Here is a 15,625-nt window from a genome sequence, read left to right as displayed (position 1 = left end):
GAATAGCTAAAAGCTCGATAAATCCATGGATTTACAATCCAAAATCGGCAATCTAAAATCCACAATCGCCATAATCCAGCGAACCCCATGAGAGGTTGGCAATAAAGAGGTTGGCAACAAAAAGAGGGACGCGCCGTTGGCACATCCCCTCAGGGAGTCAAGATATGTATCCACAGTATTTAACTTGATCCAGGTGTGTCCTCTGTCTCAGGAGGTAAATATGAGGAGCCGCTTTCCAGCAGCCTGCTTTCTAAATTGAAAACAGGGGCTAGAGCCGGATGTGCTTTAGTCCACTGCGGGGGTCAAACGTGCGGATATTGCGGATTTTTTCGTAGTATTCGCGCTCTATGGAGCTGAGATCCTTAGGCGGCACGATGACAATTTTTACCAATTGATCGCCGCGACCGCCCTTGGGATTCACCCAGCCTTTGCCGCGCAGCCGCAGCGTTTGTCCGGAGCGGATTCCGGCGGGCACATTCATGGTCACAAGTCCATCAGGCGTGGGCACGTCGATGGCGGTTCCCAGCACAGCTTCATCAGGGGCGATCGCCACTTCGCACACCAGGTTGTCCTCTTCAAATCGGAAAAACGGGTGGGGCTGGATGTCGATTTTGAGATACAAATCCCCCCGCTGACGGGTATAGGGATTCATCTGTCCCTTGCCACGCACCCGAATCTTGCTGCCCGGTTTGGCTCCGGCTGGAATCCGCACTTCAATTTCTTCGTTGCCCAAAATCAGGCGTTTCTGTACACCCCTAAAGGCTTCCGAAAAGGTCATGCTGAGGTTAGCTTCCAGATCGCCGCCTGCGCTGGTCGGAGGCTCGCCAAAGCCGCCAAAACCACCAAAGCCTCCTGGTGGACTGCCCGGACGATAACTATAGCCGCGATCGCCGCCCGGAACCCCGCCCGCAAATCGGCCCAGCAGTTCATTAATAAAATCATCGAAGCTGCCGTATTGGCTAAAGTCAAATCCGCCAAAGTCGCCCGGAGCGCCGCCGCCAAAGCCTTCTGCTTGCTTCCAGTATTGCCCAAACTGGTCATACTTGCGCCGCTTGTCTGGGTCAGACAGCACTTCGTAGGCTTCGTTGATTTCCTTAAAGCGAGCTTCGGCCGCTGCGTTGCCAGGATTCATGTCTGGGTGATACTGCCGAGCCAGCTTGCGATAGGCCCGCTTCAGTTCGTCGGCGCTGGCGCTTTTGCTGATTCCAAGGATGGCATAGTAGTCTTTGAAGTCCTGAGCAGCCATCGGGTCATCACCTACTCTGAATTGACTGAATTATTGACTGAATTGCCTGAATTGCTTGAATCGATCGAGTGACTTAAGTTGCTTTAAGTTAATTGGGTAGGGGTACTGATTTGGGTGAGCTACAGTACGCCTAATCCAACCCTACCAAAGCTTCAAGAGAATTGGGGGTGTGGTTTCCCAAACCGAGCTGAATCCCAGATTGTGGGGTCTGGAGAAAAGTTCGGGGGCAGGTGAATCAGGGTATCGAAACCGTCGCTGAGGCTGGGTGGGGCTGCGGAGAGGCGGCGATGCATCTGCTCGATGATGGCTTCAGGAACCTGGCGATCGCGCTGGCGGTTTCGCTCCAAACACAGCGCCAGCGGCATATCCAGCCATAGGCCCGTGATGTGTGAAAAGCCACAGCGCTGCCCCAGTTGCACGACCTCCCGCCGCTGCCGCCGTGCTGCATTAGTCGCGTCGTAGAGCGTATGAGAGATTTCGTGAGACGGGGTGTGCGTAAGCGGCTTTGCAGCGTCAGACCGTCGCTTCAGCACGATTTGATCCGGACGAACGCCCGTCGCCGCTCGAAAAGCCTGCTCGACTTCCTGCCAGATCAGCGGCCAGGGGCCCTGCGTCGCCTCGTCGCCAAACAGTTGCCCCCGAATCGCGTCTGTAGACACTAGCCGACAGCCATAGTTATTGACTAAAACCTGCGCCAGCGTGGACTTTCCGCTTCCCGGCAGACCAATCAGAACAATCAGATGGCAAACCGTTGGCGTTGGGGCAGCAGTGCGTTGATCCACAGCAGCAGACTCTTGCCCTCCAGAACCAAACCCTATCCTCAGTTCTAAACCTTTAAATCACGTAAATCACGGTTCTAGATCACGGTTCCATCCGGAATCGTTGCCCCCTTGAGAACCACCACGATTCCGTTGCGGATATAGAAGCCGTATTCTTCGCGGGCGGCTTCTTCGATGTGATCCTTATTCAAAATCTTGACATCGCAGCCGATGCAGGCGTTCTTGTCAATAATCGCCCCACGAATCGTAGTGTTTGCGCCAATGCCAAGGGGCACTTTGCCGTCGTCGCAATTGTTCGAGCGCTCGGCCAGGGGCTGATAAAAGTCTGACCCCATGATCAGCGTGTCTTGCACCACGCAACCCGACTCGATGCGTGTGCGGATGCCCAGAACAGAGTGATGCACCTGACAGTTTTTCAGAATGCAGCCTTCCCCGATCATCGACTCGGTAATGGTGCAGTCGAGCAGCTTGCTGGGCGGGAGCGATCGCCCACGGGTATAGATAGGAGCCTTTTCGTCGTAGAAGCTAAACGGCGGCTGCGGCTGTTGCGTTAGCGCCAGGTTGGCATCGTAGAACGAGCGGATTGTCCCAATGTCTTCCCAGTAGCCGTTGAAGAGATAGGCTTGCAGGTTGTAATCCTTGGCAGAGGAGGGGATGATTTCTTTGCCAAAGTCGGTCTGTTCGGGCGATCGCCGCAGCAGGTCAAACATGACCTGCTTTTCAAACACGTAGATGCCCATCGATGCAATGTAGGGCTTGAGCTTCGCCTCTTCAGGGGTCAGCCCCAACACAGTGGTATCCACCTGCATCTGCTTCAGAGCCTCACCCTTGGGCTTCTCGTAAAAGTCAATGATGCGTCCATCCTCATTGATCTTCATCAGACCAAAGTCTGAGGCCCGCTCATTGTCCATCGGCAGCACCGAAATCGTGATGTCGGCCTTGGTTTCGCGGTGACGCTCCACAAAATCGCTATAGTCCATGCGATAGAGGTGGTCGCCCGACAAGATTAAATACTGATCTACATCGTAGTCCTGGAACATCCAGAGATATTGCCGCACCGCGTCAGCCGTGCCCTGAAACCAGTTGGGATTTTCAGGAGTTTGCTGTGCTGCCAGCACCTCCACAAACCCTTCGTGGAAGCCGGAAAAACTGTAGGTGCGGGAGATATGGCGATTGAGCGACGCTGAATTGAATTGCGTCAGAACAAAGATCTTGTAAATATCGGAATTAATACAGTTGCTAACCGGAATATCAATCAAGCGATACTTGCCCGCCAGCGGCACAGCTGGCTTAGCTCTTAGCTTTGTGAGTGGATACAGACGGGTGCCTGCACCGCCGCCCAAAATAATCGCTAATACCCTTTTCACAATGACCTCTTAACCGCCGTTTAACGCCTGTTTGATCCCCACGTTTAGTGTGATGCGACATGTGATCCTTTGCAAGGGGATCGGGGTAAAGAATCGAGACTTTTTTATCCTCCAAAAGGCGGATGTTTTGGGAAAAATAGTGCCGAAAAAATAATTGACCTCAAATCTGTTCAGAGAGCCGCCGTGAGGGAATCTGGGTCAAACGACGATCCTCAGCAAGAAGGGCAGGATCGCTTCATTCACCTTGTCGAACCAGTCGATTTGCGGATAGTGCCCCACGTCCGGCAGTTGGATCAGTTCTGCTTCGGGAGTGGTTTGCACAAATGCCTCGGCCAGGCTGAGGGGCAGCCAGCGATCGCGCATTCCCCAACCCACCAAAACGGGCTTCGTCCAGGCTTGAAACCCCTGCTCAATCTCAGCAGTAGCCTGCGGCAGGCGCAGGTTTTGCACTGCTGCAAACAGGGCCCGACCCGCATCCGAGCTTTTCAAAAAGGGGCGGCGATAGACATCCAAATCTTCGTCTTTGACCACGTAGCCGCCGCCACCTTCGAGCGTCCGATCCACCAGCAGCGGGTCTTGGGTGAACATTTCGCCCGCCAACGGCAGCCCCAACTGCTGCATCTTCCAAGGGAGTTTGGCGCGACTCGTCACCGGAGCATTCAGAATAACCATCCGCTCGATCTGGTCGGGATGGCGCAGGGCATATTGCAGCCCCACGGAGCCGATAAAACCTTGCACAATCAGCGAGCATCGATCAATTCCCAGTTCAGCCAGAAACGTTTCTAGCGCGGTGATGTAAGCATCGGGCGTATACGCAAAGGTGCGGCGGTCAGGTTTTGCTGAGGAGCCAAAGCCAATCCAGTCGGGGGCGATCGCCCCAAATCCCTGCTCCTCTAGCGCCGACATCACGCCGCGCCAGCTATAGCCTGTGGCAGGCAGCCCATGCAGAAGCACAACAGGCACCCGGTGGCTCGCTGCATCTCCTTCTACTGCTCGATAAAACCATTCGAGCTGCCCACAGGTGAGCGTTTTCTCCTGCACCGCCATGACGTTCTCCTTCGTTCCAGAACAGCAGGTGGGATGAGCTTACCGCTGCGGGGGATCGGAGGACAAGCGAAAGCCACAGGAGACCCAGAGCAAACGCATCCTATGGCGACCGAAGCCCTTGCCCGCCGGAACCAACAGTGGCTAGACGCCCATTCGGTACGGCTCCTGTTGCTAAGATAGGCTTTGCACTTGGGATTTGCGCTTGGGATTGGCGATTTTAGGCGGGCGACTGCCTTAGGGCAGCATAGAACAACTTCTACCTCTCTCCCCTCCTCGCATCCTGAGTAGGTGTTTGCCCTGCCCTATCACCCATTAGCATCTGGTCGTTTGCGAGAAGGATGTTAAACTGTAGACTGACGTAGCGCTAAAGGGTTGCAAGCCGTTGAAACTCCTTTCTGCTGGAAGTCGCCTCTGGCTTCTCTTCTGGTACTTGGGAATAAATCTACAGCGAATTCGGCTTTCCGATCCTGCATTGTCCTGGGCAGACCGCTGCGAAGGGCCCAGTATGCGCTGATCGACCTGCAACTTCAGGTTTGTCTCTATACCTCTGCCTGGAGCCTCCCAGATTGGGTTCGGCTTCTTACAGAAGGGTGAGCAAACTGGGTCGATCTGCACTCTATATCAAAGTTTTTGAACGGTTAATCGCTGGATTTCGCCAAACGGGCGATCGCGCTGCTTCTTCCACGAGGCAGTCGATCCACTTGCGGCAATGCGACAGGGTTTCAGGCGATCTGCTCAGGCAACGGGGGCATCCGGTTCTGAAAGGCTTATGCCAGCGCCGCTGACAGTGCCCCTGACGCGGTTGCAATCTGTTCGAGATTCCCGGTTTTGCGGAACCCTGAGGGGGTTCTCGCTGTCCTGCCGCGCCAATAGGGTCTTTGAGCCAAGATATCGCACCTGCCTAGCGTAACTGCCCCCCGTTCAACCCTCTCTTCTGATCCGACTGGTTTTCACAGGTTTTCTGCACTCTTTCTACATTCACGCCAGACTTTATTGGGAAAAAGCCATGACCAAACTGCTTAGTCGTCAAATTTCGCCCGCGCCGCTGTCTGCCAATATCGGCATCACCGACCTGATCGATACCTACTTCACGGCTTACAACTCAGCCCGTCTGCGCGAAGCCTGTCATCTGCTCAGCCGCGACATCCTGCAACCGGGCGTGACGGTTGCCCTCAGCCTATCCGGTGCGCTCACGCCTGCGGGGTTGGGGGTATCCGTCCTGTCGCCGCTGATGCGCCACGGGTTTGTGGACTGGATCATCAGCACGGGCGCGAATCTGTATCACGACTTGCACTACGGGCTGGGGATGGAGCTTTATGCCAGCAACCCCTTTGTAGACGACGTGAAGCTGCGCCAGGAAGGGCGAATTCGCATCTACGACATTGTGTTTGGCTATGACGTGCTGCTGGAAACGGATGCGTTTATTCGGGAACTGCTGCGCTCTGAGCCGTTCCAAAAGCGCATGGGCACGGCAGAATTTCACCACCTGCTGGGCAAATACATCAACGCGATGGAAAAACAGCTTGGTGTGAAAAATCCCTGCCTGCTGTCCACGGCCTATGAGTGCGGCGTGCCGATCTACACCTCTTCTCCAGGCGATAGCTCCATTGGCATGAACGTCGCAGCCTTGGCGCTAGAAGGCTCAAAGCTGGTGATCGACCCATCGCAGGATGTGAACGAAACAGCGGCGATCGCCTATGCAGCCCGCAACTCTGGCATTCCTGATGTAGAAGGCAAGAGTGCTGCACTCATCCTTGGCGGCGGCAGCCCCAAAAACTTCCTGCTGCAAACCCAGCCCCAACTGCATGAGGTGCTGGGGCTAGAGGAGCGCGGGCATGACTACTTCGTGCAAATTACCGACGCTCGTCCCGACACGGGTGGACTCTCTGGCGCGACACCCAGCGAAGCCGTGAGCTGGGGCAAAGTTGACCCAGAAGAACTGCCCAGCACCATCGTTTGTTATACCGACAGCACCATCGCTCTGCCACTGATGGGAGCCTACGTGATCAACCAGTGCGAACCGCGTCCGCTGAAGCGCCTCTATGATCGCCGCGAGGAAATGCTGGCAACGCTGCAACGAGACTATCTGGCAGCCCGTGCGGAACGCACCGAGGAAAAGGTAGCCGCTGCAATTCCCAACGCCAAGCCAGTGCCCAAACCTGAACGGGAGCCTGTGGCCACTTATCCCTGCGGCACGCCCATCCGTCGCTAGGCGGGTTCAGGGCTGGCTGAACAGGCTGAGAAAAGGTTGACTTTTCGGGCGTTTTGATCACGAAAAGTCAACCTTCCACACAAAATCTAGTGGGCTGCGCTGCCTACAGGCTGATTTTCGGGATGGGGGGTGGAAAGCTGCCCCCCTGGCTCATGCTCGACGACGAATACGTTGGAGTACAGGTTGGCAATGATTTGCTGCCCCTGCTGCGTTAGCGAAAGATACTTTAGCCCATCTTTCACGTAGGGATAGACTCCGTTCCAATAGAACTTGGGATAGTTTGCCCGCAGATCGCCCGGATGGCGATAGCCCAGCGCCTTGTTCACGCCTGTTTCTTCAAACTCGTAGTAGAGCGCTCCAATTTTTTTGAGATAGCGGGGATCGCTTAACTGACCAATTAAATCCGCAGCCCGTACTAGACCTGGATAATGCACCGTATCTTGGTGGTCGTCGTCGTGGGGAACAGGAAAGCGAGTCAGCTCAATGTTGCGCTTTACGATTGCAGAGTCGATCTTTTGGTTGCCACCAAACCGCTCATCAATAAACAGCTTGGCACGATCAACGTGGTAGGGCGTGAGGGCTGCATCGGACGATCCTGGCGGTAGGCTAATCATTTCGCCGTTTTGCCCGGTGGCATACCAGCCTTCGCGATCGCCCCGACAGACCCCTTTTACGTAGCCAATATCGTGGCACACCAGCGACACAATGAAATGGAGCCAGTCATCCGGTGAAACGCCACCCTCGCGGATGTGTTTGCCGCGCAGAATTTCCTGTCCTACCAGTGTCACCAGAATAGTGTGCTCAACGTTGTGATAGAGCGCGTCGCTGTTGGCGATGTTCTCCAGCGCCATTGCCCCGACCCAGCCAATAATATCTTCATAGCCAGCATTGAGACCGCCATAGGTATGGCGATATCCATCTTTGAGCTTGGTCACAAAGTCGGAGATTAGGAGTTCAGTAGCGTTAAACATTGCGAGTCGCTCACAGCGCTACAACACAAAAGGAACAAGGATAACAGGGATAAGAACGAGAGCACACTGGCGATCTAGACCAATCTGGACGAGCAGAAACCTGGAAGCTTCTGATCAGAGTACCCACTTTCACGATATAGCTACCGTAGCGTACCCGACGGCAGATCGGTGTGAGATAGAGCAGTCGGGGCGATCGCCCACGTCACCTGCATTGTGATCTGAGATCACGCCGCGTGGATGAGAGGTTGCACCCCTTGTCCCGCGCCCGCTGAAATCCATCGGCTCTGCGTAGTGGGTTGCCAGCAAGTGCGAACTTTGTCCTATCTCTACATATCAACCCTTTATTCAAAATAGATGAATAAATCCAGGTAAGCGAGCAACTATCAGCCTATTTTTGATTGTTTTCTGAAATTGAAGGAATTACTTTGAAAGATAACTGCAACCTGCTCTATTTAGACTGAATTTGTGATGATTTGTTGCATGGCCGATCGCCCATTTTGATATCACCCACTCTTACAAACTCATCTTTAAGCCGCTCCTGCTATCGCGCGGTTTATACTCAAAATGCTATCCTAGAATTCTCGAAATGCGGGTGTAGTTCAGTGGTAGAACGTCAGCTTCCCAAGCTGAATGTCGTGGGTTCGAGTCCCATCACCCGCTTATGACTTGAAAGCCCTGGAACTCTTCAGTTTCAGGGCTTTCAAGTTTGTCAGAGGAAGGGCGAGAATGGTTCATGCGTTCTAAAGAACTGTCGAAGATTGGGGCATGATTGGGCATTTTGGGTGTAAATTGGGTGTAAATTGGGTGTAGATACAAACGTATTAACCACACTGTCCCTATGTCTCAGACACCCCCAACCAGCAAGGCTTCTAAGGGAACGGTTCAGATCATTACTTCTAATAATCGCCTTCAGCTTCGATTCCGCTATGGCGGTAAGCGTCATTACCTCAGCATGGGGCTGTCGGATACCCCACTCAATCGGAAAGCCGCAGAGCAACGGGCAAATCAGATTGAGCTAGACATTATCTCTGGGAACTTCGATTCGACTCTAGAGAAGTACAAGCCTCAAGCTGCTCTGAGTACGGTTACACCCGACATTACACCCAAGCCAATTCCGGGAGCTTCAGACCTGTGGCGGCAGTACCGAGAGTATAAAGCCGCTTCTCTCAAAGCGACGACCAAGGGGTATCACGAAGCGTTAGCACGGATTTTAGAAAAGATTCCGAGCTATCCCGTTTCAGACGCGCTGGCGATCAAGGCCGAACTGGAAAAAGTCACAACTGTACATCAGACGAAACGGATTCTGATTCAGCTATCCGCAGTCTGCAAATGGGCGATTAAGCACGGGCTAATTGATGCCAATCCCTATGACGGGATGGCAGGGGAGATGCCCAAATTTAAGTATCAGCTTGAGCCATCTCCAAACGCCTTTAGTGAGGAAGAGCGCGATCGCGTGATTGAGGCATTCAAAGCGCATAAGGGTAATTGGAACGGTAGAGGGATTGCTGGTGCCGGATAGAGTGCATCCCACTTTTGCGATGAGTAAAAGTGCTTAGTTCTAGACTTTGGCGATAGCGATAAACTTTGAGTATTGTACTTTTACCCGATACCTGTCATGGACGCTGAGAAAAAAGCCCAAATCCAAGCCCATGCTCGTGCCCTTGCCGCTCTGCTATACGAGGAAACTGACCCAGAGCAAGTAAAACGTTGGCAGGGATTGAGGCGGCAGTGCGAGGACATCTGCTCGAACATGTCAGCCCAGAGATCGGGGATTTTTTATTGCAACAAGTAGCGGCACGACAAGTGGACGAAAGCGTCGCATCGAGAGCATCCTTGGACAACTGCAAGTGAGTGAGAAACAAGCTCAAATTCTGGAGGTGAAAGCGTACACACGATGGAGTCCTTACCTGGAGCGGTGTTGTTTGTTGGTGAGTGCCAATGAATCGTATGAGCGGGCGGCAGAAGACATTGAAGTGTTGACTGGGATAAAGGTTTCTCACAGTACTCAACAGCGATTAGTGCATCGTCAAATCTTTGAGTTACCGCAAGTGGAAGAAACGGTTGAGGAGATGAGTATCGATGGAGGTAAAGTGCGATTGCGAACACCCGAAGGAGAACCGAGTGAATGGCGAGATTACAAGGCAGTGAATCTGCACGAGTCCTGTGTTGCTGCCTTCTTTCAAGACAATGAGCAGTTGGTCAACTGGGTCAATGTTCAGTCTTTATCTGACCCATTGACTTGTATTGGAGATGGGCATGATGGGATCTGGAATGTCTACACCCAGATTGGCAACCAGACCCAAAGACGGGAGATTTTGGACTGGTATCACTTGGTTGAGAATTTGGGCAAAGTGGGTGGTTCTGTGCAACGTTTAGATGCCGTGGAAACCTGTTTGTGGCAAGGCGATGTCGAAGGCGCAATTGCACAGTTTGAGGATTGGCAACACGAGCGGGTTACGAATTTCGTTAGCTACCTTAACAAGCATCGACAGCGGATTGTCAATTATGGCTACTATCAAGCTGAAGGAGTCTCCATTGGTTCCGGGGCAATTGAATCGACCGTTAAACAACTTGGGCGGCGAATCAAGATATCGGGGGCGCAGTGGGACAAAGATAACGTTCCGCAGGTGCTGAAGCAACGTTGTGCCTACCTCAATGGGCAATTCTCAACATGAGTCTTGCAAAATTGGGATGCACTCGGAGTCAAACGCATTGGGATTGATGAAATCAGCAAGCGGAAAGGGCATCAAAACTTCGCCACCGTTATCGGCGACGTTGAGACCGGGAAATTGATTGAAGTGATTGACAGTCACCAACAGGAAGACATTATTGAAACCCTGAAGCAGCAGCCCCTAGAGGTGCGTGCAAAAGTTGAAGAGGTGAGCGTGGATATGTGGGGAGGATTCCCAAAGGTAGTCAAGAAAGTGTTTCCCAATGCCGTGGTAGTGATTGACCGCTTTCATGTCATGAAACTAGTCAATGAGGAGTTAAATAAAATTCGTAGACAATCGGGTGTATCAGACCGAGGTAGCAAATTCATTTTGCTCAAGAATGGCAAGGATTTAACAGCAGAAGAAAAGACAAAGTTAGAAGAGATTCTGAAACGGTCAAAGCGATTAGGAAAAGCCTATGAGTGGAAAGAAGAGTTTCGCGCGATTTATGAACAACCATTAACCGTTGAGGAAGGCAAGCGTCAGATCCAAGGGTGGCTCGATAAAGCGCGAGTCGTCTATAGAGAAGCAAGCACAACGATTCGTAACCATTTAGATGGAATTAGCAACTACTTTCGGAATCGCACAACGAGTGGCGCAATGGAGGGAATCAACAACCGAATTAAATTGATTAAACGGCAAGCTTATGGCTTTGTCAATTTCAACAATTTTCGAGAAAGACTATTAGCCTGCTTCTCTGATTAAATAAAGTTATCACCGTACTGACGGGAGAACCCAGAGTTTTAAATTCAGAAAGTCTCTCGAAAATATTGAATACTTGATTTGGCAAAAAATAAATATCCCAATAGGTGTTTTTATAAAAAACGTCAGGCTGTATATGATTTTTGCTTTGCTCTAAGTCGACATCTTCCATGAGTGTCATCACTACTGGTTCCCTCTTATTATTCTTCTCGATTATGAACACTACTGGATAGACATCTGCTTCTTTGAAGACATCAATAGAAGAATAGTTTCTAATTTCCAAGACGTGAAGTTTGCAAGCTAGATTTCGCGACTCAGTTGCATATTTCGCCCCAATAAACTTATTGGGAACGATATAGGAAATAGCAAAAGTGTTGAATCTTAAGATTTTCTTTTCTAAAAATAGACACACTAATCCTGTGGCAAGCTGGTTTTGTCAACAAAACACTAATTTTTGGAGCCAGTGGGCATAACTGATATTTTCACACATAAAAGCCTGTAAATATCGTAGCTTATCTAATACTTTGTTGCCAAATTCTTTCGGAATTGTCACCAATTGCAAAATCACATAAGCTACCAAACACGCATAAATCTGCATCTCAATCCCGTTCACATTCTTAGTAATTAGTCGATCTAGTTTCAGATGCATCTTCAGAAATTTCCAAAATAACTCTATCTGCCAACGCAAACGATAAAATTCGCTAATTTCCTCATTGGAAATGGTATTTTCTCCCCCTATCGGTAGATTCGTTGACAAGCGATATTCTGTTTGTGATTCTAAATCACAAAAGGCGACAACCCGTGCTTCAACTTGCTCCTTACCCGTGCCAATCAAGAAGTTGCCATTTTCTAGCATCTTGAGACTAATATTATTCTTGATTCTGACGATAAAGTAGCGATTCTCTTGATTCAGTAAATAGCGAATTCGAGCTAGGCTAAAAAAGCCCCGATCCATGACCCCGACACTATTATCAGGCACAGCATCGATCGTTTCCTTCCCATGTTTACTGTCATGACCTTGACCAAAGTGGATGAAAACACCCCCCGGCTCATGTGTCATTAAATCTAAACCACTAAACAGCTTTACTTGGTGAATACCCTGCGCCCAGAGCAACTTGCTCGTCAAACTAACAATGGTTGAATCCAGCGGAAATAAAGTCAGCTTTGCAGCATCAATCTTATGCCTTTTGTGGAGTTCCTGCTTCAATACCCAAAAAAGATCATAAAGTATCTGGGGATCACGGTTCTTGCTGGCTTTAGAAAAAGTAGAAATCTTGACCTTGATGCCACGAATATTTAAGCGCTTGAAGACGCTCCTCATACTGCTTTGACTCTGATCGAGAACCAAGGAGAGCCAAATAGAAACAAATAGAAAGCTGTTGAGAACCGGATAGTCATCCGTGGCGAGGTGGCCCAGATGCTTTTTGACGATCTCAGGAAAGTTTGATATCATGATACTAACATTATTTTCTTTTTTATAGCCTCTAGTTTACACGATTAGGGGCTATTTTTTTAAACATATTTGCTATCATTCAACACTTCTGAGGAAATAGCTCCATCTCTCTTAAGCAGATCTACACCTTTTTCTATAAAAGGAATAAACAGATCCCAATTCCCTATTGCTGTACTAAAAGCCGAAGCATATTCCTCTCGCAGCTTAGGTTGATTTCGTTTCATTGTTTCGGAATCAACGTAAGGCGGATTACCAATCACCACATCAAACCCACCTCGCTCAAATACATCTCGAAAATGCAGATGATATTGAAAGAAGGTGAGGGAGCGTTCTCCACTTAGCACCTGTTGCTCAAACTGGTTTAGGGCGGTGAGGGTTTGGGCGATGTGGGCTTGCTTGTCTTTCAGGTCTTTGGAGGGGCGCTTTAGCAGGCTGAGCTTGCGGGTGGTTTCTTGCTGCTGTTCTGTCAGGTATTCGCGGCAATCGGCGATGGCTCGCATAAAGACCGATCGCTCGGCTTCCAGGATTTGCGCCCTGAGCCGTTGGCGGGTCGCGGCATCTGCACTGTAGAACTGTTGCTCCAGGTCGATCAGCGCTTGAATCTCGGCAGACAGGGGCGAAACGGTGAGCAGGGTGAGCTGCGTGTCTTTGCGCGGGTCGGAGATGATGTGTTCGCCGTTGATGGTGGAGATCAGCGAATCGCCACACATCAGCTTATAGTCCAGGTTTGGCAGTGGCTCCACATCTTCGATATGGGGAATATCCACCACCAGCGACAGCCACATCCGCAGCTTGGCAATTTCGATCGCTTCTGGCTTGATGTCTACGCCGTAGAGATTATTCGCAATAATCTCCCGTTTCCATTGGCTAATGGCAAGGCTGCCCCGCTGCACAGTGATGCCTTCTCGACGGGCGACGACCTGCCGCACTGCCAAAATCACTTGCAGCATTCCCAGTGGAAAAGCACCTGACCCCACGGCTGGGTCAAGCACTTTCACAGTTTCGATGGCTTTTTTCAGGGTTTTTGCCTGCTCTCGGCTGAGCCTTTTGCTAATTTCTGCATCGGGTGCGTCTGGCTCTAGCTCCATCAGTTCCCGGATTGCCTCTGGGGCGATGCCGCTTTGATTTGCCAAATAGCGACACAGCACCTCAGCACACATAAAGTTGACGATGCCTCTGGGGGTGTAGAATGTGCCACTTTGTCCGCGTTCTTCTTTTGCCAATAGGTTTTCAAACACCTTGCCCAGCATCTCTGGGTCAACAGCAACATCCTCATCTCCCTGTACATTTTCCGAGATGGTGAAGTTGTAGCTATTGAAAAATGCCAAGATTCCATCCTGGCTGCCAGGGTCAAACAGAGCATTGGGGAGCAAAATCTGATCTGGCGTTTCTCGCCCAACGATGTCTCGCACGTCTGGGCCATAGTCTCGGTCAAACAAGCCGCCGTTGAGGTAGGGAATTTTGCCCCATTGCGATTCCAAGTTTGGACGGTCTTGGTTGAGGATTTCAAAAAAGAGGGGTTCTAGAACGGTGGCGTAATAGTCGGTGTCGTTGGGGTCGGGCTGGAGCTGTCGATATTGGTTGGTGAGGAAGCGGCGATCGCCTGCAAGAAATTCCTTCTTCTGCAAGAAGTAGAGAAACATGATCCGCCCTAGCAGCCGCTGAGAAAACTGATGCAGACGGTCGGCATCCTCAAAATAGGGTTCAGGGTTCCACTGCTTGACGGCTGCTTGAACGCGGTCAAACAGTTTTTCATACCCTCGGTAGAAGTCCTTGGTGAGCTTGTCAACATCGAAGGCTTCGTATTGGGCTTTGTAGAGCGCGGCTGGGCTTAAGTTGCGAGCGGCGATCGCTTCTAGCCTGTCTCGGTCGTAGGCAGTGGGGTTTGCTCGGTCGATCAGCAGCTTACGGATGCTGACCTTGACATTCATTTTGTCGTCAAAACTCTTTCGAGGATTGACCAGCATCAAGCGGTCATAGGCTGGGTTTGTTGCGAGCAAAAGGTAGTTGGCTGGGCGCTTGGCAAGAGCAGTGGCGATCGCCTTCATGCGGTTACTGGCAACACTTGGCGACTCCCACTCGTCAGGCTGAAGCTGGAACAGCAAAACCTGTAAGGTATCTGCTCCCTGCGTGTAGTCTGCAATGAGATAGGCATCATAAATTGCCTCAGCACTTTTTGCAGGCAGTTCAAGATCTTCAACCGGAAGTGGCTGAGCCGTCAAAACAACGGGATAGCCCAACTTGGTAAATAGAGCAGCGATCTTCTCAGGACTTGCCAAATCTCGAACATCGTCAAGTTGCAGTAACCGCTCTGGCATGTTTTTGAAGTCCTAAGTCCAAGATCCGTTATGACACGCTAATACTCTTCTAGGTAATCTTTCCCAGTTCAGATCAACAGATATCGGACTTTTTTAGATAAATATCAGGAATTTTACGAAATCAAACAAATCAACATGAAGTCGTGATGATAGCCTAGCCATGAAAACGTGAAGAACACGACAGCGATGCCGTGTTCTCCACGTTGAATGATTCAAGACCAACAATCTGCTACAGAATTCCCTGAACCTCAACCATTAGGTTGCCAATGGCGATCGCCCGCGTTGAAATTTCCTCATTAGGTACTCGTTCCAGATAATCTGCCAGCAATTGCAGGTAGAGATCCCCGGTCTTCTTCACCACGTCGCAATAACCCTCATAATCGAGCTTTGCCTTCTTGCCCTGATAGAACAGGGTTCCAGCCTTCATCTCCATCTCGCTAAAGTTAGACATGGACATCTTCCGGGTCTAGCTCTGCGATCCACTCAGGATTCGGCGGCTCATCCACGCTCCGAGCATTTCGAGTGAAGAAGTGGATTGTCTCGGCTAACCGTTCTTCGAACAGAGCGCATTGAAAGCTCGCCTCCCAGTAGCAGGTGAGGATCGCGTCGATCGCTTCCCCTGCGGCTGATTTGGCGGCTTCGTACCGTTCTTTATCTGTCATCATGGGTGTAACTCCATCTGTGAGCTGCCCAGTCCTCTAGATTGCAAGTCGGTGGGACTGGGCTTTGATTCTCACTATACTCTTATTGAGCGAGAGTATCCACTAGATGAGAGCTCCTTTTGAGTGGAGGTATTCACTCAGTAAGAGTATCTTTTGA

General features: G+C 50.9%; 12 protein-coding genes, 1 tRNA gene and 1 pseudogene. 5 read left to right on the top strand and 9 right to left on the bottom strand.

The genetic code is table 11. The features are described from left to right. Window positions 1-268: 268 nt before the first annotated feature. The 4 genes from O77CONTIG1_RS20260 to O77CONTIG1_RS20245 all read right to left on the bottom strand — a co-directional run bounded on the left by O77CONTIG1_RS20260 (window position 269) and on the right by O77CONTIG1_RS20245 (window position 4,439). A complete protein-coding gene (locus O77CONTIG1_RS20260) occupies window positions 269-1,246 on the bottom strand; it encodes a DnaJ C-terminal domain-containing protein (protein WP_068514461.1) in 978 nt (325 codons plus the stop codon). Between the two features lie 152 nt (window positions 1,247-1,398). After that, on the bottom strand, window positions 1,399-2,028 hold the full coding sequence (locus O77CONTIG1_RS20255; protein WP_156435510.1) for an AAA family ATPase: 630 nt from the start codon (window positions 2,026-2,028) through the stop codon (window positions 1,399-1,401). 74 nt (window positions 2,029-2,102) lie between these two features. Beyond that, entirely contained in the window at window positions 2,103-3,392 is a 1,290-nt protein-coding gene (locus O77CONTIG1_RS20250; RefSeq protein ID WP_068514457.1) for a glucose-1-phosphate adenylyltransferase, read from the bottom strand. Between the two features lie 198 nt (window positions 3,393-3,590). Further along, a complete protein-coding gene (locus O77CONTIG1_RS20245; RefSeq protein ID WP_068514454.1) occupies window positions 3,591-4,439 on the bottom strand; it encodes an alpha/beta fold hydrolase in 849 nt (282 codons plus the stop codon). Window positions 4,440-5,445: 1,006 nt separating this feature from the next. Here O77CONTIG1_RS20245 and O77CONTIG1_RS20240 point away from each other — a divergent pair. Further along, window positions 5,446-6,651 (top strand): homospermidine biosynthesis protein, encoded by a 1,206-nt coding sequence (locus O77CONTIG1_RS20240; RefSeq protein ID WP_068514449.1) that lies wholly within the window; start codon window positions 5,446-5,448, stop codon window positions 6,649-6,651. Between the two features lie 86 nt (window positions 6,652-6,737). On the opposite strand, the gene O77CONTIG1_RS20235 is transcribed toward O77CONTIG1_RS20240, so the two are convergent. Then, on the bottom strand, window positions 6,738-7,622 hold the full coding sequence (locus O77CONTIG1_RS20235; protein WP_068514446.1) for an Npun_R2479 family HD domain-containing metalloprotein: 885 nt from the start codon (window positions 7,620-7,622) through the stop codon (window positions 6,738-6,740). A gap of 588 nt (window positions 7,623-8,210) precedes the next feature. On the opposite strand from O77CONTIG1_RS20235, the gene O77CONTIG1_RS20230 reads away from it, so the two are divergent. The 4 genes and pseudogenes from O77CONTIG1_RS20230 (at window position 8,211) to O77CONTIG1_RS20210 (ending at window position 11,038) form a co-directional block, all read left to right on the top strand. Further along, a tRNA-Gly gene (locus O77CONTIG1_RS20230) sits at window positions 8,211-8,282 on the top strand. Between the two features lie 178 nt (window positions 8,283-8,460). Then, on the top strand, window positions 8,461-9,141 hold the full coding sequence (locus O77CONTIG1_RS20225) for an Arm DNA-binding domain-containing protein (RefSeq protein WP_068514444.1): 681 nt from the start codon (window positions 8,461-8,463) through the stop codon (window positions 9,139-9,141). 96 nt (window positions 9,142-9,237) lie between these two features. Beyond that, a pseudogene (locus O77CONTIG1_RS20215) lies at window positions 9,238-10,297 on the top strand (ISKra4 family transposase). 3 nt (window positions 10,298-10,300) lie between these two features. Further along, window positions 10,301-11,038, top strand: coding sequence for an ISL3 family transposase (locus tag O77CONTIG1_RS20210; protein ID WP_068514442.1), 738 nt, complete (start codon window positions 10,301-10,303; stop codon window positions 11,036-11,038). A 433-nt stretch (window positions 11,039-11,471) separates the two neighbouring features. Here the strand turns inward: O77CONTIG1_RS20210 and O77CONTIG1_RS20205 are convergent, their stop codons facing one another. The 4 genes from O77CONTIG1_RS20205 to O77CONTIG1_RS20190 form a co-directional block, all read right to left on the bottom strand. After that, the gene (locus O77CONTIG1_RS20205; protein WP_068507690.1) at window positions 11,472-12,488 is read right to left on the bottom strand and encodes an IS4 family transposase; all 1,017 of its coding nucleotides are present in this window, start codon (window positions 12,486-12,488) and stop codon (window positions 11,472-11,474) included. A gap of 59 nt (window positions 12,489-12,547) precedes the next feature. Then, the gene (locus O77CONTIG1_RS20200; RefSeq protein WP_068514439.1) at window positions 12,548-14,806 is read right to left on the bottom strand and encodes an Eco57I restriction-modification methylase domain-containing protein; all 2,259 of its coding nucleotides are present in this window, start codon (window positions 14,804-14,806) and stop codon (window positions 12,548-12,550) included. 229 nt (window positions 14,807-15,035) lie between these two features. Beyond that, window positions 15,036-15,257: a hypothetical protein gene (locus tag O77CONTIG1_RS20195; RefSeq protein WP_068514436.1), complete on the bottom strand. Its 222-nt coding sequence runs from the start codon at window positions 15,255-15,257 to the stop codon at window positions 15,036-15,038. Continuing rightward, entirely contained in the window at window positions 15,250-15,471 is a 222-nt protein-coding gene (locus O77CONTIG1_RS20190) for a hypothetical protein (protein WP_068514432.1), read from the bottom strand. The genes O77CONTIG1_RS20195 and O77CONTIG1_RS20190 overlap by 8 nt, the downstream gene beginning before the upstream one ends. Between the last annotated feature and the right edge of the window lie 154 nt (window positions 15,472-15,625).

The sequence above is a fragment of the Leptolyngbya sp. O-77 genome, from assembly GCF_001548395.1.
Classification (GTDB): Bacteria; Cyanobacteriota; Cyanobacteriia; order Elainellales; family Elainellaceae; genus Thermoleptolyngbya.
This window is presented reverse-complemented; position numbering and strand designations above follow the sequence as displayed.